A 22293-nucleotide genomic window follows, 5' to 3' on the forward strand; every position below is an offset into this window, starting at 1 on the left:
AACCATCACCACCTGCAAAGGGAGTGATGCAGTGAAAAACGCCGAAACCCCAGTGTTCAAACTGGTCTTGTTCGGGCCTGAAAGCAGCCTTGGCAATGCCCTGATGGCCGAGCTGCTGTCGCGCCAGCACGAAGTCACCGCCGTGGTCGATGACCTGAACCGCCACACCGCACGCCCGGGCCTGCACTTCAAGATAGGCGGGCTGGACGATGCCGACCAGGCAGAGCAGGGCGCGGCAGGCGGCTCGGCGATAATCGCCTTGTTGTCGGCGCTGGCGCCAGGTTACTTGCCGGGGCAAGCACGGCTGAGCGAGGCGCTGGTGGCGGGGCTTGAGCGTACGACTATACGCCGGCTGTTGCTGGTGGGCGATTTCGCTGTGCTGGATGAGCCGGCCAAGTACAGCGAGGTGGAGCGGGAATGTGTGGACCATGTGGTTGATGGGTTGCAGCGCAGTGCTTTGCACTGGACCTTGATCAATACGCCGCAGGCTTTGCCCGATGAGGGGTGGGCACGTGTGGCGGCGGGGATGGCGGATATGCTGGAACTGGACCTGCACCGGGGCGAGCATCTGAACTTCGTGGTCTAGGTCGCCGGCTGATGCGGTCCCCTCTAGGAGCGGCCTTGTGCCGCGATGGGCCGCAAAGCGGCCCCACAATCTCAAAGGCTGCGCTCATCCTCAAGCCACCCCACAAACCGCTCAATCAGCGCCCCACGCCGCTTGCGCGGCGGCAGCACCGCGTAATACCCGCGCTGCGAGCGCAAACTCCCCGCCAGCGGCCGGCACAGCAACCCTTGCTCCACCAACCCATCCACCAGGTGCCGCCAACCAATTGCCACCCCTTGCCCTGCAATCGCTGCCTGAATCAGCAACGTATAGTTGTCGAACCGCAATTGCCCCGCAGGCGGTGGGCTGGCCACGCCAAACCCGCGGAAAACCCCCGCCCAGTCAAACCAGCGGCTGGCCTGCTCGCCCTTCAAATGCAGCAAAGGCAAACGTTGCAAAGCCACGGCTGACAAGGGTTTGCCATCCGTCAGGCGGGGGCTGCACACCGGGAAAACTTCTTCATCGAACAGCCAGCGGCTTTCACCCTGGTGAAAGCGCCCATCGCCAAACAGCACCGCCACATCGATGTCCGGGCGCAACATCCCCTGGCTGCGTTCACCGGTCACCAGGCTCACATCCACCTGTGGATAAGCCTCGTGAAAGCGTTGCAGCCTTGGCATCAGCCAGAAGGCCGCAAAGGCAAAGTCGGTGGCCACCTGCAGCACTTCGCGCTGACCGCGCCCGCTGGCCTGGGAAATGCCGTCATCCATGGCTTGCAGGCCCTGGTGTACCTGTTCAAACAACAGCTGGCCGGCCTCGGTGAGCTCGATGCCGCGATAAATACGGTCAAACAAGCGCGTGCCCAGCTGGGCTTCCAGGCGTTTCACCTGTTGGCTCACTGCCGGCTGTGTCGTGCCCAGCTCCAGCGCCGCCGCAGTAAACCCCCGCAGGCGTGCCGCAGCTTCGAACACGCGCAAGGTATCCAGCGACAGCTCGGCAAGGTGCTCAAACATAAGCTCAGCTAATCCCAGTCATTGCCCGCCATGGGCTTTACCCATGTTATCCGCAGTCGCATCTTGGAAGGCAAGTGAATCGCATAACCCTCAACGATGGAAGCCACCATGACGCGCCCGAATATCCTGTTCATCATGGCCGACCAGATGGCCGCACCCTTGCTGCCGATCTACGCCCATTCGCCCATCCAGATGCCGCACCTGAGCCGCCTGGCCGAGCAGGCGGTGGTATTCGACTCGGCCTACTGCAACAGCCCGCTGTGCGCGCCGTCACGCTTCACCCTGGTCAGCGGCCAGTTGCCCAGCCGCATCGGCGCTTACGACAATGCCGCCGATTTTCCCGCTGATGTGCCGACCTATGCCCACTACCTGCGCCGCCTGGGCTACCGCACCGCGCTGTCCGGCAAGATGCACTTCTGCGGCCCGGACCAGCTGCACGGCTATGAAGAGCGCCTGACCAGCGACATCTACCCGGCCGACTACGGCTGGGCGGTGAACTGGGACGAACCGGATGTGCGCCCGAGCTGGTATCACAACATGTCTTCGGTACTGCAGGCCGGCCCATGCATACGTACCAACCAGCTGGATTTCGACGAGGAAGTGGTGTTCAAGGCGCGCCAGTACCTGTACGACCATGTGCGCGAGAACGATGGCCGGCCATTCTGCCTGACCGTTTCGATGACTCACCCGCACGACCCGTACACCATCCCCAAGCGCTATTGGGACCGCTACGAAGGTGTGGATATCCCCATGCCCCGCGCCGAGTTCAACCAGGCAGAACTCGACCCCCACTCGCAACGCCTGCTCAAGGTCTACGACCTGTGGAACAAGCCGCTGCCTGTGGACAAGATCCACGACGCCCGCCGCGCTTACTTCGGCGCCTGCAGCTACATCGACGACAACATCGGCCAGCTGCTGCAAACCCTGGAAGAGTGCAACCTGGCCGACGACACCCTGATCGTGTTCTCCGGCGACCACGGCGACATGCTTGGCGAGCGTGGCCTCTGGTACAAGATGCACTGGTTCGAGATGTCGGCGCGGGTACCGCTGCTGATCCATGCGCCCAAGCACTTTGCGGCGGCTCGGGTCAGTGCCTCGGTATCGACCTGCGACCTGCTGCCAACCTTGGTAGAACTGGCTGGCGGCACTGTGGATAACAACCTGCATCTGGACGGCCGCTCGCTGCTTGGCCACCTGCAAGGGCAGGGCGGCCACGATGAAGTGATCGGCGAATACATGGCCGAAGGCACCGTCGGCCCGCTGATGATGATCCGCCGTGGGCCTTACAAGTTCGTGTACAGCGAAGACGACCCATGGCTACTCTATGACCTGAGCCGCGACCCGCACGAGCGGGAGAACCTCGCCGGCAGCCCGGACCACCAGGCGCTGCTGCAGGCATTTGCCGATGAAGCACGACAGCGTTGGGATATCCCCAGCCTGCGCCAGCAGGTACTCGCCAGCCAGCGGCGCCGCCGCCTGGTGGCGGAGGCGCTGGCCATCGGCACGCTGAAAAGCTGGGACCACCAACCGCTGGTGGACGCCAGCCAACAGTACATGCGCAACCACATCGATCTCGACGACCTCGAGCGCAAGGCACGTTATCCACAGCCCGCACCCCTGGATTGAAAAGAGAGGCCGCCATGCACAAGTTCTCCGCCGCCGTGTTCGCCCTGGCCCTGGGCACCGCCACGGCCCACGCCGCCGACAGCGACGCGCAATGCAGTACCGTAAAAATGGCCGACCCCGGCTGGAGCGATATCGCCTCGACCAACGCCGTGGCCCGTCTGTTACTGGAAAGCCTGGGCTACAAGGTGAAGATCGACAGCCTGGCCGTGCCGATCATCTACGGCGGCTTGAAGGACGGCCGCGTCGATGTCTTCCTGGGCAACTGGATGCCGGCGCAGCAAGGCTTCCATGACAAGTTCATCGCCAACGGCGATGTGCAGCAACTGTCACGTAACCTGGAAGGAACCGAGTTCACCCTGGCGGTGCCCGACTACGTGTGGAATGCCGGGGTGAAGGACTTTGCCGACCTGCAGAAGCATGCCGACCAGTTCGACAAGAAGCTGTACGGTATCGGCTCCGGTGCACCGGCCAACCTGTCGCTGAAGGCAATCATCGACAAGAATGAATTCAACCTCGGCCAGTGGAAACTGGTGGAGTCCAGCGAGCAGGCGATGCTGGCCCAGGTCGACCGGGCGGTGAAGAAACAGCAGTTCATCACCTTCCTTGGCTGGACCCCGCACCCGATGAACGTGAAGCTGAAAATGCATTACCTGACTGGCGGGGAAAAGTGGTTCGGCAGCAAGGGCGAGGTGTACACGCTGACCCGAAAGGGTTATCCACAAGCCTGCCCGAATGCGGCGAAGCTGTTGGGTAACCTGAAATTTACCCTGGACATGGAAAACGCCATCATGGCCGAGGTTGTGGATAAGAAGATCAGCTTCGATGACGCTGCCAGGGCTTGGGTGAAAACGTATCCAGAGGTGCTGGAAGGGTGGTTGGCTGGGGTGACTACCAAGGCCGATGGCAATGCCCTGGAGGCCGTCAAAGCCAAACTGTAGTTTCAGACACGACGCGCCCCCTGTGGGAGCGGATTCACCCGCGAATGCTGCATTGCATGTACCGACGCATTCGCGGGTAAACCCGCTCCCACAGGGGACAGTGGACCTTTGGAAATGTGAATATCTCATGCATCGCATCATTCACCTGCTGCCCTTCCTCACCTGGCTCCCGCGCCAATCGGGCCGCAGCCTGCGCCAGGACCTGCTGGTGGGCCTGAGCGGTGCCATCCTCGCCCTGCCACAATCCATCGCCTACGCCCTGATCGCCGGCTTGCCTGCCGAATATGGCCTGTACGCCGCCATCGTACCGGTGCTGATCGCCTGCCTGTGGGGTTCGTCCTGGCACCTGATCTGCGGCCCCACCGCTGCCATCTCCATCGTGCTCTACGCCAGCATCAGCCCGCTGGCCGTGGCCGGCAGTGCCGATTACATCACCCTGGTGCTGCTGCTGACCTTCCTCGGCGGCATCTTCCAGCTGCTGCTCGGGCTTTTGCGCTTTGGCGCGCTGGTCAACTTCGTCTCCCACTCGGTAGTACTCGGTTTCACCCTGGGCGCCGCTATCGTCATTGCCCTGGGCCAATTGCCCAACCTGCTGGGCATGGACCTGCCCAGCCAGGCTACGGCACTGAAAACCGTACAGGACCTGGCCAGCCATGCAGGGGAGGTCGACCTGCCTTCCTTGCTGTTGGGCCTGGCCACCGTAGTGATCGGCGTGGCCTTCAAGCTCTGGCGCCCACGCTGGCCGAGCCTGTTGATAAGCCTGATGCTGGTCAGCTTGCTGGCTTGGCTGTTGCCGGGCTACTTCGGCGATGTGCCACGGGTGGCAGCGTTTACCGGGCAACTCCCGCCTTTCAGCCCGCTGCCTTTGCTAGACGTGGAGCTCATGTTGCGTCTGCTACCCAGCGCCGTTGCGGTAGGCATGCTGGGGTTGGTCACCAGCCTGTCGATTGCCCGCTCGTTATCGGCACGTTCAGAACAACTGATCGACCCGGACCAGGAAATACGCGCACAGGGCCTGTCGAACATTGCCGGTGCATTTTTCTCCGGCTACCTGTCCGCCGGTTCCTTCACCCGCTCGGGCCTGAGCTACGAGGCGGGCGCCCGTTCACCGATGGCCGGGGTGTTCTCGGCTCTGTGGGTGGCGCTGTTTGCCGTTACAGGCGCCGGCCTGATCGCGCACCTGCCGATACCCGCCATGGCCGGCAGCATCCTGCTGATCTGCTGGGGGCTGGTGGACCATCGGGGGATTCGCGCGTTGTTTCGGGTCAGTCGCTCGGAGTTTCTGGTCATGGCACTGACGGCGGCGGCGACGTTGTTGCTGGAGCTGCAGACGGCCATCTATGCCGGGGTGCTGGCGTCACTGTTTTTCTACTTGAAGCGCACTTCCCGGCCACGGGTGCAGCAAAGCCGTGAAGGAGACGCGGATGTGTTACGGGTGGGCGGGTCAATATTCTTTGGGGCGGCGCATTACCTGCAGGTGCGCTTGCAGCGCTGCCAGGGGCCACATGTGGTGATCGACGCGCGGCAGGTGAATTTTATCGATTACTCGGGTGTGGATATGTTGCACCGTGAGGCGCGGCGCTTGCGGCGCTTGGGCGGGAGCTTGACACTGCACCGGGCCAGGCCCCAAGTGATCGAAGAGTTGCAGAAGCTGGAAGGGGTGGAGTTGTGCCCGATCCGGTTTGAGGAGTGAGGCTGAGATTCTGGGGCTGCTGCGCAGCCCATTCGCGGCACAAGGCCGCTCCTACAGGGGATCGCGTTAGCCCGGATAGCGCGGGCGTTGTAGGAGCGGCCTTGTGCCGCGAATGGGCCGCAAAGCGGCCCCGACAATTTCAGCCCCGAGCCAGCTGCCGGCGCAGCTCAGCCAACACTGGCGCGGTATCAGGCCGCACCCCACGCCAGATAAAGAAGGCTTCAGCCGCCTGCTCAGCCAGCATCCCCAACCCGTCCAGTACTTTCGCAGCCCCCAGCTTGGTAGCCCACGCGCAAAACGGCGTCGGCTCCTTGCCATACATCATGTCGTAGCAAACCGTGCGCCCCGCCTCGACCAGGCTGTCGGCAATCGGCGGCATCTCCCCGGCCAGGCTCGCCGAGGTGGCGTTGATGATTACATCCACAGGCTCCTGCAACCAGGCAAACCCGCTGGCCACCACCGGCCCCAGCTCATCAAACTCTCGCGCCAGCTGCTCGGCTTTTTCCACAGTGCGGTTGGCAACCACAAGCGACTGCGGTTTGTGCGCCAGAATAGGCTCCAGCACGCCACGCACGGCGCCACCGGCACCGAGGATGAGAATGCGTTTGCCAGCCAGTTCGACCCCGGCATTCACTGTCAGGTCGCGCACCAGCCCCGCGCCATCGGTGTTGTCGCCCTGCAGGGTGCCATCAGCCAGCTTGCTCAGCGTGTTCACTGCGCCAGCGCGCTGGGCACGCGGGGTCAGGCTGTCGCACAGGCGGTAGGCCTCTTCCTTGAACGGCACGGTGACGTTGCCGCCGCTGCCTTGCTTGAAGAAGCCGCGCGCGCAATCGCTGAACTCGTCCAGCGGCGCCAGCAGGGTGGCGTATTCCAGATCCTGGCCGGTCTGCTCGGCGAACAGGCGGTGGATCAGCGGCGACTTGCTGTGGCCGATGGGGTTACCAAAAACGACGTACTGGTCCATGACGGCTCCTTGTTTATCCACAAGCTTACTGGCCAAGCCAGTCGCGGTCCTGCAGGAAGTACTCGGTCAGGCGCGCTTCTTCGCTGCCGGGTGCGGCCTTCCAGTCGTAACCCCAACGCACCTGAGGTGGCAGCGACATGAGGATGGACTCGGTGCGGCCACCGGACTGCAGGCCGAACAGGGTGCCACGGTCGTAGACCAGGTTGAACTCCACGTAGCGGCCGCGGCGGTATTCCTGGAACTCGCGCTGCTGCGGGGTGTAGGGCGTGTCCTTGCGGCGCTGGACGATCGGCAGGTAGGCGTTGACGAAGGCATCGCCGATGGCGCGGATAAAAGCGAAGCAGGTGTCGAAGTCCCACTCGTTCAGGTCGTCGAAGAACAGGCCGCCGATGCCGCGTGGCTCGCCACGGTGCTTGAGGTGGAAGTAGCGGTCGCACCAGGCCTTGTAACGCGGATACACGTCGGCGCCGAACGGTGCGCAGGCCTGTTCGGCCACTCGGTGCCAGTGGATGCAGTCTTCTTCGTTGCCATAGTACGGCGTCAGGTCGAAACCGCCGCCGAACCACCATACGGCCTCTTCACCTTCCTTTTCGGCGATGAAGAACCGGACATTGGCGTGGGAAGTGGGCACATGCGGGTTGTGCGGGTGGATCACCAGCGACACCCCCAGGGCCTCGAAGCCACGGCCCGCCAGTTCAGGGCGGTGGGCGCTGGCCGAGGGAGGCAGGCCGGCACCAAACACGTGGGAGAAGTTGACCCCGCCTTTCTCGATCACCTTGCCGTCGCCGATCACCCGCGTGCGGCCCCCGCCACCGGCTTCGCGCACCCAGGCATCCTCGACGAAACGGGCGCCGCCGTCTTCGGTTTCGAGGGCAGAGCAGATGCGGTCTTGCAGGTCGAGCAGGTAGGCTTTCACGGCCTCGGTGCGGCTAGTCATCGGGTCACCAGGAACGGGCAGGGAAGAATTCGCGCGTAGCATACCACCGCCAGCGCGCGCGCCGCAGTTGACGGCGATCAAGCAAAGGCGTCCGATAGAAGGCCTTTTCCCGATCCCGACTACAGGAGTGCGAGATGGCCAAGCGTATCCAGTTCAGCCAGCATGGCGGCCCGGAAGTGCTGCAGTTTGTGGAATTCGAACCCACCCCGCCCGGGCCGCAGCAGGTGCGCGTGCGTAACCACGCCATCGGCCTGAACTTCATCGACACGTACTTTCGCAGCGGGCTGTATGCACCGCCGTCCCTGCCTTCTGGCCTGGGTACCGAGGCGGCCGGCGTGGTCGAGGCTGTGGGCGAGGGTGTGACCCGCCTGAAGGTGGGTGACCGCGTGGCCCATGCCGGTGGCCCGCTGGGTGCGTACAGCGAGGTGCATACGCTGCCGGAGGCCAACCTGGTCAAGCTGCCCGACAACATCAGCTTCGAGCAGGCGGCAGCGGTGATGCTCAAGGGTTTGACCGTTCAGTACCTGTTGAAGCAGACCTATGAAGTGAAGGCGGGCGATGTGATCCTGTTCCACGCCGCAGCGGGTGGCGTCGGTTCGCTGGCCTGCCAGTGGGCCAAGGCCCTGGGCGCCAAGCTGATCGGCACCGTGAGTTCTGCCGAGAAGGCCGAGCGGGCCAAGGCGCTGGGGGCATGGGAAACCATCGACTACAGCCACGAAGATGTGGCCAAGCGGGTACTGGAACTGACCGACGGCAAGAAATGCCCGGTGGTGTATGACGGCGTGGGCGCCGATACCTGGCTCACCTCGCTGGACTGCCTGCAGCCACGCGGGTTGATGGTGAGCTTTGGCAATGCCTCGGGCGCGGTGAGCGGGGTGAACCTGGGGATCCTGGCGCAGAAGGGCTCGTTGTACGTCACCCGGCCGACCTTGGCGACTTATGCCAATAATGCCGAGAACACCCAGGCCATGGCCGATGACCTGTTTGCGATGATTGCGAGCGGCAAGCTGGTTGTGGATATCCAGCAGCGGTATCCATTGAGCGAGGCGGCCAAGGCACAGGCGGAGCTGTCGGCGCGGCGGACTGTAGGATCGACTGTACTAATCCCCTGAGCCACACACGTTCCCTGTGGGAGCGGGCATGCCCGCGAAGCAGCCACCGCGGTGGATGGCACCGGCTCTGCCGGTGTTCGCGGGTAAACCCGCTCCCACAGTGTATTGAGTCGACCTGGATTACGGCGCAATCCCATATGGATTGCTTCGCCTTGATTAATCGTCGTAGTTGTATCGGCACTGCAAGATCGTCATCTGACCACCTTCGAAAAGGTATACCAACCGATGCTCGCGAGTAATACGGCGAGACCAGAATCCTGACAGGTCGCCCTTGAGCGGCTCGGGCTTGCCAGTACCTTTGAACGGAGTACGTAGGCACTCCCTGATCAGTGTGTTGATCGTCGCGAATACATCAGAGTCAGCATCCTTCCAATGGCAGTAGTCTTCCCAACCCTCTGAAGTGAACGCAACGCTTACAGAATTGCGAGCCTCAGTCTTGTTGCGTTGTTTTGACTTCATGTTCATCTATGGGCAGCTCATGGGTAGCCGCTTCACCCGACCGCAGCTGATCAATGGATGCGCGCAAGCGCTTGGCATTGGCTGAAGAACCCAACAGGTACATGGTCTCTTGCATGCCGTTGTAGTCTTCAAGCGAGATCATGACCACCGGCTCACCACGCTGGCGTGTAATGATCGCAGGTTCGTGATCCCGACATACATCATCCATCGTCTGCTTCAGGTCGGCGCGAGCCTGGCTAAAAGTCAGTACATGCATTTCTTCAAATCCTTCCCAGGCAGGGCCCGGATCAGGTTTTTCTCGACCCACTCAGCACTGCTGAATGGGCGCTAGGCTTGGTGGCTTCCTACCAACTCAAACATTGTACAAGCCTAGGTACAAACTTCAACATCCCATGGTCGGGAACCTTGAGGATGCAAAGCATAAATTGGATGTCTTCTGGTGGGCAGGTGTTTGCCTTCGCCAGAGCTTGTAGGAAATCGCTGCGAGAGCAGGCCTGCCTACTCCCACAGTAATCGCATCGAATTAAGGTACGACGCTGTTTTGGGGAGAACCGCTTGTGGATGGAGGGGTCGACTCGATGCCATCGAGTATCGCCTCAATCACACCCTCTGCCATCTCAATCGCATGCAGGTTCGACCAGAACATGCCACGGCCCTCTTCGCGCATGTAGTCCAGGGCTTTGTAGCCGGTTTCGTAGGCGCTGCGCAGGTACAGGGCTACGTGGACCAGAGCGTCCTCGGCGGAAATGTTCGGGTTGACGGTGAAGAGCGGGTCATGGCCGGCGTCGCAGCGGCCGAAGGGGCGGGTGGAGGTGCATGGAAGGGGTGGATCGGGGACTTATTTCTTGCTCATGGGAATTCACCTGATCAGGGCGGCCGCTCAATCCGTTACCACACGAAATGGGTGGCAGCTGCACGCGGGGTGGTAAACCGGACGAATCCCAAACCCGGCAGGCTCGAAAGCCTCACGCGCACAGCCGCCATGGCTGCCATTCAGAATTCGCACATCCGGGTTATCACACCCGATCGCCAAGTTATTCGGCGACGGTTTAAGCCTAAGGGCAGAGGTTCCCACTGAGAAGGTGATGGCAGAGGACGCGGCTCGTAGGATATTTCCCAAGCCGCAAGCTGGACAGCCATTTTGGCAAAATCAGAAAAATCTGCGGGGTTCTAGGGCCGCTTTGCGGCCCAATCGCCGGCAAGCCAGCTCCCACACCGACCGCACCGGCTTCAAGCCATGTGCAGTACCTGTGGGAGCTGGCTTGCCGGCGATCGAGGGCGAAGCCCTCGCCAGCGGTATCAGCCCGGGCGCACAACCTCGCCGGTTGCCAGGTCGCGAATCACACTCGGGTTCTTCCGCCCCCCCAGCGCCCCCCCAAGCACCAGGTCCAGCTGCCCGTGGAAGTACTGCTCCACCCGCAACCGGGTCTTCGCCGCCGGGCGACCGCCGGGGTTGCACGAGGTGGAAATCAGCGGCCCCACCAGCGCGCACAGTTCACGCACCACCGGGTGGTCACTGACCCGCAGCGCCACGGTGTCATGCTGCCCCGTTACCCACTCGGGCAGCAGGTCCTGGTGTGGCACCAGCCAGGTATTCGGCCCCGGCCAGGTGCTGCCCATGCGGTCGATCCAGTCTTCGGGGAAGTCCTCGAACAGGAAATCGAACTGGCGGATGTTGTCAGCGATCAGAATCAGCCCTTTATCCACAGGCCGCGATTTCAGCGCCAGCAGACGATAGACCGCGTCCTCGTTCCATGGGTCGCAGCCCAGGCCCCAGACCGCTTCCGTCGGGTAGGCGATTACTGCGCCCGCCCGGATCTCACGTGCGGCTTGTTGCACACGAAAACTGCTCACCATTGCTGTTTCTCCGCCTGAATACCTTGCTTGTGCGCAGTGTACTTAGCCCGCGCGGGCAAACCAACGCCCGGCTTCATTGCTTACCCGGCCTTCCAGCTCCAGCTCGGTCAGCTGCGCCAACACTTCGGCCAGCGGCAGCTCGCTGCAGTGTGCGAGGCTTTCGCTGGTTTGAGGCGCTGCATGCAGCAGGGCAAGCAGGGGATGGTCGAACCTGTCCACAACTGCAGGCGGCAGGTTCTGCCAACCCTTCAGGCTTTCCAGGATCTGCTCCACACTTTCCACCAGCAGCGCCCCATCACGGATCAGCTGGTGGCAGCCCTTGGCCCCCGGGTGGTGAATGGAACCCGGAATGGCATACACCTCGCGGCCTTGCTCGGCCGCCAAGCGCGCAGTGATAAGCGAGCCACTGGCCAAGCTGGCCTCGACCACCAGCACGCCCAGCGACAAGCCGCTGATGATGCGGTTGCGCCGTGGGAAGTTGCCGGGCAGTGGCCCGGCGTCCAGCGGATACTCGGAAACCAGCGCACTGCCGTTGTCGATCATCGCCTGCGCAAGCTCTTGATGGCGCTGTGGATAAAGTTTTTGCAGCCCCGTACCGAGCACGGCAATCGTGCACCCACCGGCCTGCAACGCGGCCCGATGAGCGGCACCGTCGACACCCACCGCAAGCCCGCTGGTAATGGTGAAACCAGCCTGCGCAAGGTAGCGGGAAAATCCCCGGGCGGTGTCGAGCGCCGGGGGTGTGGCACGTCTGCTGCCCACAATCGCCAACTGAGGGCGGTCGAGCAAGGCCCGGTCGCCGGCAACGAAAAGCAGCGGCGGGGCATCGTCGATTTCTGCCAGCAACGCTGGGTAGCCAGGGCCGTCCCACATCAGCAAATGCTGGCCGGGGCGCTCTAACCAGGCCATTGCGGCGAGCGCGCCCTCGCGTACCTCGGCACTGCGCCGGGCATCGATGGTGGCTTGGGGGATGCCCAACGCTCGCCAGGCCGAACCGGGAGCGCTAAGCGCACTAGAGGCGCTGCCGAACGCATCCAGCAAGGTGCGAAAACGTCGCAATCCTGTCTCGGGCAAGCGATGCAGGCGTAATCGCGCCTCCAGTTCGGCAGGCGGGCAGAGCGACGAATGGTAACTGGGCATGGGGATCGTCCTTGATCGAAACAGGGCCATCTACGTGGCACAACCTGTGGATAACTCTGTGAGTAACACTTTGAAAACCTGTCCATTGGCTGGGGGCTATAAAGCCCATAGACACCCTAGACGAGCTTGCCAGGTGCCGAAATCCCCGTTTCCCTTTATTATGTGTGCTCAGTTTTCAACCGAACGCACAGTGACTGCCTGACCTTATGGCCATCTTGAACATTCTCGAATTCCCGGACCCGCGCCTGCGCACTATCGCCAAACCGGTGACGGAGTTCGACGACGCCCTGCGTCAGCTGATCGACGACATGTTTGAAACCATGTACGAAGCCCCTGGTATCGGCCTGGCCGCCACCCAGGTCAACGTGCACCTGCAGGTCGTGGTCATGGACCTCAGCGAAGACCGCAGCGAGCCGCGCGTCTTCATCAACCCCACGGTCGAAGAACTGACCCACGACATGGGCCAGTACCAGGAAGGCTGCCTGTCGGTGCCCGGCTTCTACGAGAACGTAGACCGCCCGCTGCGTGTGCGGGTCAAGGCCCAGGACCGCGACGGCAAGCCTTACGAGCTGGAATGCGAAGGCCTGCTGGCGGTGTGCGTGCAGCACGAATTCGATCACCTCAACGGCAAGCTGTTCGTTGACTACCTGTCGCAGCTCAAGCGCGACCGGATCAAGAAGAAGCTGGAAAAGCAGCACCGCCAGCAAGCCTGATCCCTACCTTCCAGAAGGCTTGCTCCGGCAAGCCTTTTTCTATTTTGAAGCGAGAACTCCATGCGCATCGTCTTTGCAGGCACTCCAGAGTTTGCCGCCGAACACCTCAAGGCCCTGCTCGACAGCCCTTACGAGATCGTGGCCGTCTACACCCAGCCCGACCGCCCGGCCGGCCGTGGCCAGAAGCTGATGCCAAGTGCGGTCAAGGCACTGGCCGTCGCCCATGACATCCCGGTGTTCCAGCCGCAGACCCTGCGCAACGCCGATGCACAGGCCGAACTGGCCGCGCTGAAGCCGGACCTGATGGTGGTGGTCGCCTACGGCCTGATCCTGCCGCAGGCAGTGCTGGATATCCCGCGCCTGGGCTGCATCAACAGCCACGCCTCCCTGCTGCCACGCTGGCGCGGTGCGGCGCCGATCCAGCGCGCCGTGGAGGCCGGCGACGCCGAGAGCGGGGTGACCGTGATGCGCATGGAAGCTGGCCTGGACACCGGCCCGATGCTGCTCAAGGTGGTCACTCCCATCAACGCCGATGACACCGGCGGCACCTTGCACGACCGCCTGGCCGAAATGGGCCCGCCCGCCGTGGTACAGGCCATCGCCGGCCTGGCCGACGGGTCGCTGCACGGTGAAGTGCAGGACGATGCCCTGGCCACCTACGCACACAAGCTGAACAAGGACGAGGCGCGCATCGACTGGAGCCGCCCGGCGGTTGAGCTGGAGCGCCTGATCCGCGCCTTCAACCCGTGGCCGGTGTGCCACAGCACCCTCGATGGTGAAAGCGTGAAGGTGCTGGCCGCCAACTTGTCCACAGGCCAGGGCGCCCCGGGCGAAATCCTGTCCGCCAGCAAGGACGGGCTGGTCGTTGCCTGCGGTGATCAGGCGCTGAGCCTGACCCGCCTGCAATTGCCCGGCGGCAAGGCGCTTAACTTCAGCGACCTGTTCAACAGCCGCCGCGAGAAGTTCGCCGTCGGCAAGGTGCTGGGCCAATGAACCCACGTCTCGCCGCCGCCCGTGCCCTTGCCGCTGTGCTCAGTGGCAAGGCCTCGCTGAACAGCTCGCTGCCGGCACAACTGGACAAGGTTGATGAACGCGACCGTGGCCTGACCCAGGACCTGGCGTTCGGCACCGCACGCTGGCAGCCGCGCCTCGACCTGCTGGCCGCGCAACTGCTGCAAAAGCCTTTCAAGGCGGCCGACGCCGATGTGCAGGCGCTGCTGCTGGTCGGCCTGTACCAGTTGTTCTACACCCGCATTCCGGCCCACGCCGCCATCGGCGAAACCGTGGGCTGTGCCGACAAGCTGAAAAAGCCGTGGGCCAAGGGCCTGCTCAATGCCGTGCTGCGCCGCGCCCAGCGCGAAGGCGAAGAACTGCTCGCCGGCATGGAGCGGGACCCAGTGGTACGCACTGCCCACCCGCGCTGGCTGCAGAAGGCGCTGAAAGCCTTCTGGCCGGAGCAGTGGGAAGCCATTTGCGCCGCCAACAACGCCCACCCGCCGATGATTCTGCGGGTCAACCGCCGTCACCACAGCCGCGATGCCTACCTGGCACTGCTGGCCGAAGCGGGCATTGGCGCCAGCGCCTGCCAGTACAGCCGTGACGGCATCGTGCTGGCCGAGGCCTGCGACGTGCGCGGCCTGCCAGGCTTTGCCGAGGGCTGGGTGAGCGTGCAGGACGAAGCCGCGCAGCTGTCCGCCGACCTGCTCGAACTGGCCCCTGGCCAGCGCGTGCTGGACGCCTGTTGCGCCCCGGGTGGCAAAACCTGCCACCTGCTGGAGGCCGAAGCCGGCCTGGCGCAGATGGTGGCCATCGACCTCGAAGCCAAGCGCCTGACCCGCGTGCGCGAGAACCTCGACCGCCTGCAACTGGACGCCGAGCTGATCGCCTGCGATGCCCGCGACACCGCCAGCTGGTGGGACGGCAAGCCGTTCCAGCGCATCCTGCTCGACGCGCCGTGTTCGGCCACCGGCGTGATCCGCCGCCACCCGGACATCAAGCTGACCCGCCAGGCCGACGACATCCCGGCACTGGCAGCGCTGCAAGGCGAGCTGCTTGACGCCCTGTGGCCGACCCTGGAAGTAGGCGGCATGCTGCTGTACGCCACCTGCTCCAGCCTGCCGACCGAGAACACCGAAGTGGTAGGCGCCTTCCTTGCCCGCACCCCAGGCGCCCGTGAGCTGGACCTGGCCACCGAGGCCGGCTTGCGCCAGCCCCACGGCCGCCAGTTGCTGGCCCAGGAAGGCGGCCACGACGGCTTCTACTATGCCAAGCTGATCAAGATCGCCGCCTCTCGCGGATAAATACAAACGGTAGGGAGTAGCGGATGAAGATCATCATCCTCGGCGCAGGCCAGGTAGGCGGTACGCTGGCAGAGCATTTGGCCAGCGAAGCGAACGACATCACCGTGGTCGACACCGATGGCGAGCGCTTGCGCGACCTCGGTGACCGCCTGGACATCCGCACCGTGCAGGGCCGAGGCTCGCTGCCGACGGTGCTGCGTCAGGCCGGTGCCGATGATGCCGACATGCTGGTGGCAGTGACCAACAGCGACGAAACCAACATGGTCGCCTGCCAGGTGGCCTATTCGCTGTTCCACACCCCGACCAAGATCGCCCGGGTGCGCGAGTCGGCTTACCTCACCCGCGAAGAGTTGTTCGACAACGACCATATCCCGGTCGATGTACTGATCAGCCCCGAGCAGGTGGTGACCAACTACATCAAGCGCCTGATCGAGCACCCAGGCTCGCTGCAGGTGATCGACTTCGCCGAAGGCAAGGCCCAGCTGGTAGCGGTGAAGGCCTACTACGGCGGCCCGCTGGTCGGCCAGCAACTGCGTCAGATCCGTGCGCACATGCCCAACGTCGACACCCGCGTGGCGGCCATCTTCCGTCGCGACCGGCCGATCACCCCGCGTGGCGACACCGTGATCGAGGCTGACGACGAAGTGTTCTTCATCGCCGCCAAGAAGGACATCCGCGCCGTGATGGGCGAGCTGCGCCGCATCGACGAGACCAACAAGCGCATCGTCATCGCCGGCGGTGGGCAGATCGGCGAGCGCCTGGCTGAAGCCATCGAGAGCCGCTACCAGGTGAAGATCATCGAGATGAACCCGGCCCGCTGCCGGCACCTCTCCGATACCCTGGAAAGCACTGTGGTGCTGCAGGGCAGCGCCTCGGACAAGGACCTGATGCTCGAAGAGAACATCGCCGACGCCGACATCTTCCTGGCCCTGACCAACGATGACGAAGCCAATATCATGTCGTCGCTGCTGGCCAAGCGCCTGGGCGCAGGCAAGGTAATGACCATCATCAACAACCCGGCCTATGTCGACCTGGTGCAGGGCGGTGATATCGACATCGCCATCAGCCCGCAGCTGGCTACCATCGGCACCCTGCTTGCGCACGTGCGCCGGGGCGACATTGTCAGCGTGCACTCACTGCGCCGTGGTGCGGCCGAGGCCATCGAGGCGGTGGCGCACGGGGATTCGAAGTCGAGCAAGGTTGTGGGCAAGGCCATCGAAGACATCGCCCTGCCACCGGGTACCACCATCGGCGCCATCATCCGCGACGAAGAGGTGATGATCGCCCACGACGCCACCGTGATCGAATCGGGGGACCATGTGATCCTGTTCGTTGTGGATAAAAAACAAATCCGGGATGTGGAGAAGCTGTTCCACGTCGGCTTGAGTTTCTTCTAGGAGAAGAAGGCATGCGCGAATCGCTGGAGAAGATGCTGGCCAAGGGTGTGGATAACCCGCTGCTGAGGTTTGGCTTGGGCAAGGCCTGGCTGGATGAAGGCAACGGCGCTGAAGCGGCGGTGCACCTGGCACGGTGTGTGGAGCAGGATCCCAAGTATTCCGCGGCGTGGAAGCTGCTGGGCAAGGCGCATCAATTGCAGGGTGACCCGGCAGCGGCGCGCAAGGCCTGGGAAGACGGGATCGTGGCGGCGCAGGCCCATGGGGACAAGCAGGCCGAGAAAGAGATGACTGTGTTCCTGAAGAAACTCAACAAGGCCTGAGATTGCCGGGGCTGCTTTGCAGCCCATCGCCGGCAAGCCAGCTCCCACGGGGCCGAGCAAGCCCATGGGCCTTGTACAAGCCAGAGCTTGTCTAAGCCGAAAGCATGAGCTCGGGCCGGCAAGGTCAAGGTGGGAGCTGGCTTGCCGGCGAAAGGGCGCAAAGCGCCCCCAGAAATCTCAGTACCAGCGCGGCTCGCCAGCCGGGCGCTTCTTGAAGCGCTTCATGCTCCACATGTACTGGCTCGGGTACTCGCGCACATAGCGCTCGACCACCTTGCTCATCGCCGCCGCCGACTCGGTCACATCGGTGCTGTACATCGCTTCTGGCGCTGCTTCCAGAATCACCCGAAAGCCCGAACCATCCGGCAGCCGCAGCGCATGCAGGAATACCCCCACCGCCTTGCCACCCGCCAACATGTTCGGCACGAACTTGCTGGTCAGCGCCTGGGTGCCCAGGAACGGCACAAACACCCCTGCCGATTCGGCCGGCTCCGGGTCGGCAGGAATACCCACCTGGCCACCGCGACGCACTTCCTTTATCACGCTGAGAATGCCTTCCTTGGTCGAAGGCGCCACGCGGTTGCCCATCTGCACGCGCTGCTCGCGCAACAGGTCATCCACCGCTTTGAGCTTAGGCGGGCGGTAGAAGATGATCGGTTTGCACTGGTTGCAGTAGAAGTGGTTCAGCACTTCCCAGTTACCCAGGTGGCTGGTGATACCCACCACGCCCTTGCCCGAGGCCAGGGCCTGCTCCAGCACTTCCAGGCCGTGCACTTCCTTGACCAGCTCCAGCGAACGCTGCGGCGGCCAGATCCAGGCACAGGCACTTTCGACAAAGGATTTGCCGATATCCCGCAGCGCCTGGCCAACCAGCTGCTCACGGGCAACCGGGTCCATCTCCGGGAAACACTTGGCCAGGTTGATTCGCACCACATTGCGCGAACCGTTGGGGACCTTCCACATCAGCCAGCCAATACCCGCGCCGACGCGCTGCACAGCGCCCCAGGGCAGCTTGGCAAACAGGCGCAGCACCCCGACCATCAGGGCGCCCTTGAACTTTTCCACAGGCGAATTCCTTATTTCAGCAAGGCGCGCATTGTAACCCCTCAGCGCAACAAGGCGGCGTAGCGATCGCAATCGGTGGTGTGGTCCATGACCATGCCGGTGGCCTGCATGAAGGCGTAGCAGATGGTCGGGCCGACAAAGGTGAACCCGGCTTTCTGCAGGGCCTTGCTCATGGCCTTGGCTTCATCGGTAACCGCCGGCACATCGCTGCGGCCTGTGAAATGGTTGACCTTCGGCGCACCGCCGACGAACGACCACAACCATTCGGCCGGGTTATCCACAGCCAGCCACGCCTGGGCATTGCGCCGGGCAGCCTTGAGTTTGAGGCGGTTGCGGATGATGCCGGCATCCTGCATCAGTTCTTCGATGCGTTCGTCGCTCATGGCCGCCAGTTTCACCGGGTCGAAGCCGTACATCACCTGGCGATAACGCTCGCGTTTGCGCAAAACGGTTATCCACGACAGCCCGGCCTGGAACCCTTCGAGCAAAAGCATCTCGAAGAGCAACGCCGGGTCACGCTGTGGCGTTCCCCATTCCTGGTCGTGGTAGGCCTGGTACAACGGATCGTCGGTACACCAAAAGCAGCGTGGCATAAGGCTCCAATGAGTAGAGGGCGAGGCGAATCAGGTTATACTCCCGCTCTTTACATCCGCATCCCCAGATACAGGTGAATTTCGTGAGCCAGCCTACGCCAGCCGTGCGTACCTTCCAAGACCTGATCCTCGCCCTGCAGAACTACTGGGCAGCTCAAGGTTGTGTGGTGCTTCAGCCCTACGATATGGAAGTAGGCGCCGGCACTTTCCATACCGCCACGTTCCTGCGCGCCGTCGGCCCAGAAACCTGGAACGCCGCCTACGTGCAGCCTAGCCGTCGCCCTGCCGACGGGCGGTATGGCGAAAACCCAAACCGCCTGCAGCACTACTACCAGTTCCAGGTAGTGCTCAAGCCCAACCCGGCCAACTTCCAGGAGCTGTACCTCGGCTCGCTGAAAGCCATCGGCCTGGACCCGCTGGTGCACGACATCCGCTTCGTCGAAGACAACTGGGAATCGCCGACCCTCGGCGCCTGGGGCCTGGGCTGGGAAATCTGGCTGAACGGCATGGAAGTCACCCAGTTCACCTACTTCCAGCAGGTAGGCGGTATCGAGTGCTACCCGGTCACCGGTGAAATCACCTACGGCCTGGAGCGCCTGGCCATGTACATCCAGGGCGTCGATTCGGTGTACGACCTGGTGTGGGCCGACGGCCCGTTCGGCAAGGTCACCTACGGTGACGTGTTCCACCAGAACGAAGTGGAGCAGTCGACCTACAACTTCGAACACGCCAACGTCGACAAGCTGTTCGAACTGTTCGACTTCTACGAAAGCGAAGCCAACCGCCTGATCAAGCTGGATCTGCCGTTGCCGACCTACGAAATGGTCCTGAAGGCCTCGCACACCTTCAACCTGCTGGACGCGCGCCGCGCCATCTCGGTAACCGAGCGCCAGCGTTACATCCTGCGTGTACGTACCCTGGCCCGGGACGTGGCGCAAAGCTATCTGCAAGCCCGCGCACGCATGGGCTTCCCGATGGCCACCCCTGAACTGCGTGACGAAGTGTTGGCTAAGCTGGAGGCTGCACAATGAGTGCTCAAGATTTCCTGGTAGAACTGGGCACCGAAGAGCTGCCACCCAAGGCCTTGGCCACCCTCGGCGACGCCTTCCTGGCCGGCATCGAGAAAGGCCTGCAGGCCGCTGGCCTGAACTACACCGGCAAGCAGGTGTACGCCGCGCCGCGCCGCCTGGCCGTGCTGATCCGCCAGCTGGACGTGCAGCAGCCTGACCGCAGCATCAATATCGACGGCCCGCCCCTGCAGGCTGCTTTCAAAGACGGCGAGCCGACCCAGGCTGCTCTTGGCTTTGCCAAGAAATGCGGTGTAGATCTGTCGGAAATCGACCAGAGCGGCGCCAAGCTGCGCTTCTCCCAGCATATCCCGGGCAAGTCCACCGTCAGCCTGCTGCCAACCATCGTCGAAGATTCGCTCAACGACCTGCCGATTCCCAAGCGCATGCGCTGGGCGGCCAGCCGTGAAGAGTTCGTGCGCCCGACGCAATGGCTGGTGATGCTGCTGGGCGACCAGGTGGTCGACTGCACCATCCTGTCGCAGAAAGCCGGCCGTGAATCCCGTGGCCACCGCTTCCACCACCCGGAAAACGTCGTCATCACCACCCCGGCCAACTACGTCGAAGACCTGCGCACAGCCTACGTGCTGGCCGACTTCGCCGAGCGCCGCGAGCTGATCAGCAAGCGTACTGCCGAGCTGGCCATGCAGCAGGAAGGCACCGCCATCGTGCCGCCTGCGCTGCTGGACGAAGTGACTGCCCTGGTCGAGTGGCCAGTGCCGCTGGTGTGCTCGTTCGAGGAGCGTTTCCTTGAAGTGCCACAGGAAGCCCTGATCACCACCATGCAGGACAACCAGAAGTACTTCTGCCTGCTGGACAGCGAAGGCAAGCTGCTGCCGCGCTTCATCACCGTGGCCAACGTCGAGAGCCGCGACCCGAAGCAGATCGTGCAAGGCAACGAGAAGGTCGTGCGCCCGCGCCTGACCGACGCCGAGTTCTTCTTCAAGCAGGACAAGAAGCAGCCGCTGGAAACCTTCAACGAGCGCCTGAAAAACGTGGTGTTCCAGGCTCAGCTGGGCACTGTGTACGACAAGGCCGAGCGTGTCTCCAGACTGGCTGCGTTCATTGCCCCGCTGATCGGCGGCGACGCCCAGCGCGCCGGCCGTGCCGGCCTGCTGTCCAAGTGCGACCTGGCCACCGAGATGGTCGGCGAGTTCCCTGAAATGCAGGGTGTTGCCGGTTACTACTACGCGCTCAACGACGGTGAGCCGCAGGACGTCGCCCTGGCCCTGAACGAGCAGTACATGCCGCGCGGTGCTGGCGCCGAGCTGCCGCAGACCCTCACCGGTGCTGCTGTGGCCATCGCCGACAAACTCGACACCCTGGTTGGCATCTTCGGCATCGGCATGCTGCCCACCGGTAGCAAGGACCCGTACGCCCTGCGCCGTGCTGCCTTGGGCGTGCTGCGCATTCTGATCGAGAAGCAGCTGGACCTGAACCTGACCGGTGCGGTCGAGTTCGCAGTCAAGCAGTTCGGCGCCAAGGTCAAGGCCGCCGGCCTGGCCGAGCAAGTGCTGGAGTTCATCTTCGACCGCCTTCGTGCGCGTTACGAAGACGAAGGCATCGACGTGGCCACCTACCTGTCGGTGCGCGCCCTGCAGCCGGGCTCGGCCCTGGACTTCGACCAGCGTGTGCAAGCTGTGCAGGCGTTCCGCAAGCTGCCGGAAGCCGAAGCTTTGGCCGCGGTGAACAAGCGTGTATCGAACCTGCTGAGCAAGGCCGAAGGCGCCATCGCCGAACAGGTCGAGCCAAAGTACTTCGACAACGCCAACGAGTTCTCGCTGTACTCGGCCATCCAGCAGGCCGACCAGGCCGTGCAACCGATGGCTGCTGCACGCCAGTACAGTGAATCGCTGGCCCGCCTGGCGGCCCTGCGTGACCCGGTCGACGCCTTCTTCGAGGCGGTGATGGTCAACGCTGAAGACGCCAAGGTACGCGCCAACCGTTATGCCCTGCTCAGCCGCCTGCGCGGCCTGTTCCTGGGCGTGGCCGACATTTCGCTGCTGGGGTAAGCCTTGAAACTGCTGATTCTCGACCGTGACGGGGTCATCAACCATGACTCCGACGCCTACATCAAGACGCTGGAAGAATGGGTGCCGATCCCTGGCTCGGTCGAGGCCATCGCGCAGTTGAGCAAAGCGGGCTGGACGGTGGCCGTGGCCACCAACCAGTCCGGCATTGCCCGTGGCTATTACACACTGGCAACCCTGGAAGCCATGCACGCACGCCTGCGCGAGCTGGTGGCGGAGCAGGGGGGCGAGGTGGGCCATATCGTGTATTGCCCGCACGGGCCGGACGAAGGCTGCGATTGCCGCAAGCCAAAGCCTGGCATGCTGGTGGCGATTGCCGAGCATTACCGGGTCGCCCTGCAAGGCGTCTGGTTCGTCGGCGACAGCAAAGGTGACCTGGAGGCCGCCCTGGCCGTCGGTGCACAACCCGTGTTGGTAAAAACCGGCAAGGGCGAGCGGACCCTGGAAAAAGGTGTCCCTGAAACTACACTGATTTTCGACGATCTGGCAGCTATCGCCAGAGAACTAATTTAAACGGTGCGCCCT

General features: G+C 63.2%; 22 protein-coding genes and 1 pseudogene. 13 read left to right on the forward strand and 10 right to left on the reverse strand.

Translation table 11 applies throughout. From position 1 onward, the window contains the following. Positions 1-31 precede the first annotated feature (31 nt). Positions 32-586 (forward strand): NAD(P)H-binding protein, encoded by a 555-nt coding sequence (locus E8E78_RS22820; RefSeq protein WP_061202799.1) that lies wholly within the window; start codon positions 32-34, stop codon positions 584-586. 71 nt (positions 587-657) lie between these two features. Here E8E78_RS22820 and E8E78_RS22825 read toward each other — a convergent pair whose 3' ends face one another. Next, positions 658-1557 carry a LysR family transcriptional regulator gene (locus E8E78_RS22825; RefSeq protein ID WP_016497380.1) on the reverse strand — a complete coding sequence of 300 codons (900 nt, stop codon included), beginning with the start codon at positions 1555-1557 and terminating at the stop codon, positions 658-660. Between the two features lie 108 nt (positions 1558-1665). Here E8E78_RS22825 and betC point away from each other — a divergent pair, with 108 nt between their 5' ends. The 3 genes from betC to E8E78_RS22840 all read left to right on the forward strand — a co-directional run bounded on the left by betC (position 1666) and on the right by E8E78_RS22840 (position 5814). Beyond that, positions 1666-3183 carry a choline-sulfatase gene (gene betC, locus E8E78_RS22830; RefSeq protein ID WP_236197755.1) on the forward strand — a complete coding sequence of 506 codons (1518 nt, stop codon included), beginning with the start codon at positions 1666-1668 and terminating at the stop codon, positions 3181-3183. A gap of 14 nt (positions 3184-3197) precedes the next feature. Next, a complete protein-coding gene (choX, locus tag E8E78_RS22835) occupies positions 3198-4121 on the forward strand; it encodes a choline ABC transporter substrate-binding protein (RefSeq protein ID WP_016497378.1) in 924 nt (307 codons plus the stop codon). 127 nt (positions 4122-4248) lie between these two features. Continuing rightward, complete coding sequence (locus E8E78_RS22840; protein WP_049274176.1) at positions 4249-5814, forward strand: SulP family inorganic anion transporter; 1566 nt, start codon at positions 4249-4251, stop codon at positions 5812-5814. Positions 5815-5953: 139 nt separating this feature from the next. On the opposite strand, the gene aroE is transcribed toward E8E78_RS22840, so the two are convergent. Together aroE and hemF are read right to left on the reverse strand one after the other, a co-directional pair. Then, positions 5954-6778 carry a shikimate dehydrogenase gene (aroE, locus tag E8E78_RS22845; RefSeq protein ID WP_049274556.1) on the reverse strand — a complete coding sequence of 275 codons (825 nt, stop codon included), beginning with the start codon at positions 6776-6778 and terminating at the stop codon, positions 5954-5956. Between the two features lie 25 nt (positions 6779-6803). Then, on the reverse strand, positions 6804-7715 hold the full coding sequence (gene hemF / locus E8E78_RS22850; RefSeq protein WP_019473737.1) for an oxygen-dependent coproporphyrinogen oxidase: 912 nt from the start codon (positions 7713-7715) through the stop codon (positions 6804-6806). A gap of 134 nt (positions 7716-7849) precedes the next feature. Here hemF and E8E78_RS22855 point away from each other — a divergent pair, with 134 nt between their 5' ends. Next, on the forward strand, positions 7850-8827 hold the full coding sequence (locus E8E78_RS22855; protein WP_197899518.1) for an NADPH:quinone reductase: 978 nt from the start codon (positions 7850-7852) through the stop codon (positions 8825-8827). Positions 8828-8983: 156 nt separating this feature from the next. Here E8E78_RS22855 and E8E78_RS22860 read toward each other — a convergent pair whose 3' ends face one another. The 5 genes and pseudogenes from E8E78_RS22860 to dprA form a co-directional block, all read right to left on the reverse strand. After that, a complete protein-coding gene (locus tag E8E78_RS22860; RefSeq protein ID WP_084738361.1) occupies positions 8984-9292 on the reverse strand; it encodes a Txe/YoeB family addiction module toxin in 309 nt (102 codons plus the stop codon). Continuing rightward, positions 9258-9542: a type II toxin-antitoxin system prevent-host-death family antitoxin gene (locus E8E78_RS22865; protein ID WP_019473739.1), complete on the reverse strand. Its 285-nt coding sequence runs from the start codon at positions 9540-9542 to the stop codon at positions 9258-9260. Before E8E78_RS22865 ends, E8E78_RS22860 begins: the two co-directional genes overlap by 35 nt. A gap of 267 nt (positions 9543-9809) precedes the next feature. Beyond that, positions 9810-10139, reverse strand: a pseudogene (locus E8E78_RS22870) (hypothetical protein). 446 nt (positions 10140-10585) lie between these two features. Further along, a complete protein-coding gene (locus E8E78_RS22875) occupies positions 10586-11143 on the reverse strand; it encodes an L-threonylcarbamoyladenylate synthase (RefSeq protein WP_003253107.1) in 558 nt (185 codons plus the stop codon). Positions 11144-11185: 42 nt separating this feature from the next. Continuing rightward, complete coding sequence (gene dprA / locus E8E78_RS22880; RefSeq protein WP_049274559.1) at positions 11186-12283, reverse strand: DNA-processing protein DprA; 1098 nt, start codon at positions 12281-12283, stop codon at positions 11186-11188. A 206-nt stretch (positions 12284-12489) separates the two neighbouring features. Between dprA and def the strand changes: the two genes are divergently transcribed. The 5 genes from def to E8E78_RS22905 are packed head-to-tail and all read left to right on the forward strand — an operon-like array spanning position 12490 to position 17013. Further along, positions 12490-12996 carry a peptide deformylase gene (gene def / locus E8E78_RS22885; RefSeq protein ID WP_016497369.1) on the forward strand — a complete coding sequence of 169 codons (507 nt, stop codon included), beginning with the start codon at positions 12490-12492 and terminating at the stop codon, positions 12994-12996. 60 nt (positions 12997-13056) lie between these two features. Then, positions 13057-13989, forward strand: a complete 933-nt coding sequence (fmt, locus tag E8E78_RS22890; RefSeq protein ID WP_016497368.1) for a methionyl-tRNA formyltransferase — start codon at positions 13057-13059, stop codon at positions 13987-13989. After that, complete coding sequence (gene rsmB, locus E8E78_RS22895) at positions 13986-15296, forward strand: 16S rRNA (cytosine(967)-C(5))-methyltransferase RsmB (protein ID WP_016497367.1); 1311 nt, start codon at positions 13986-13988, stop codon at positions 15294-15296. The genes fmt and rsmB overlap by 4 nt, the downstream gene beginning before the upstream one ends. 23 nt (positions 15297-15319) lie before the next feature. Continuing rightward, positions 15320-16693 carry a Trk system potassium transporter TrkA gene (gene trkA, locus E8E78_RS22900; protein ID WP_016497366.1) on the forward strand — a complete coding sequence of 458 codons (1374 nt, stop codon included), beginning with the start codon at positions 15320-15322 and terminating at the stop codon, positions 16691-16693. 11 nt (positions 16694-16704) lie between these two features. Continuing rightward, positions 16705-17013, forward strand: a complete 309-nt coding sequence (locus tag E8E78_RS22905) for a tetratricopeptide repeat protein (RefSeq protein ID WP_049274561.1) — start codon at positions 16705-16707, stop codon at positions 17011-17013. A gap of 177 nt (positions 17014-17190) precedes the next feature. On the opposite strand, the gene E8E78_RS22910 is transcribed toward E8E78_RS22905, so the two are convergent. Both E8E78_RS22910 and E8E78_RS22915 read right to left on the reverse strand, forming a co-directional pair. After that, positions 17191-18078 (reverse strand): lysophospholipid acyltransferase, encoded by an 888-nt coding sequence (locus E8E78_RS22910; protein WP_016489937.1) that lies wholly within the window; start codon positions 18076-18078, stop codon positions 17191-17193. Positions 18079-18119: 41 nt separating this feature from the next. Further along, a complete protein-coding gene (locus tag E8E78_RS22915) occupies positions 18120-18671 on the reverse strand; it encodes a DNA-3-methyladenine glycosylase I (protein ID WP_049274562.1) in 552 nt (183 codons plus the stop codon). Positions 18672-18754: 83 nt separating this feature from the next. Between E8E78_RS22915 and glyQ the strand changes: the two genes are divergently transcribed. The 3 genes from glyQ to gmhB are packed head-to-tail and all read left to right on the forward strand — an operon-like array spanning position 18755 to position 22281. Continuing rightward, positions 18755-19702 (forward strand): glycine--tRNA ligase subunit alpha, encoded by a 948-nt coding sequence (gene glyQ, locus E8E78_RS22920; protein ID WP_019471032.1) that lies wholly within the window; start codon positions 18755-18757, stop codon positions 19700-19702. Beyond that, complete coding sequence (gene glyS / locus E8E78_RS22925) at positions 19699-21750, forward strand: glycine--tRNA ligase subunit beta (protein WP_061202801.1); 2052 nt, start codon at positions 19699-19701, stop codon at positions 21748-21750. The genes glyQ and glyS overlap by 4 nt, the downstream gene beginning before the upstream one ends. Before the next feature lie 3 nt (positions 21751-21753). Further along, on the forward strand, positions 21754-22281 hold the full coding sequence (gene gmhB / locus E8E78_RS22930) for a D-glycero-beta-D-manno-heptose 1,7-bisphosphate 7-phosphatase (RefSeq protein WP_016497362.1): 528 nt from the start codon (positions 21754-21756) through the stop codon (positions 22279-22281). The last annotated feature ends 12 nt before the right edge of the window (positions 22282-22293 follow it).

The sequence above is a fragment of the Pseudomonas sp. BN505 genome (genome assembly GCF_029873175.1).
Lineage (GTDB): Bacteria > Pseudomonadota > Gammaproteobacteria > Pseudomonadales > Pseudomonadaceae > Aquipseudomonas > Aquipseudomonas putida.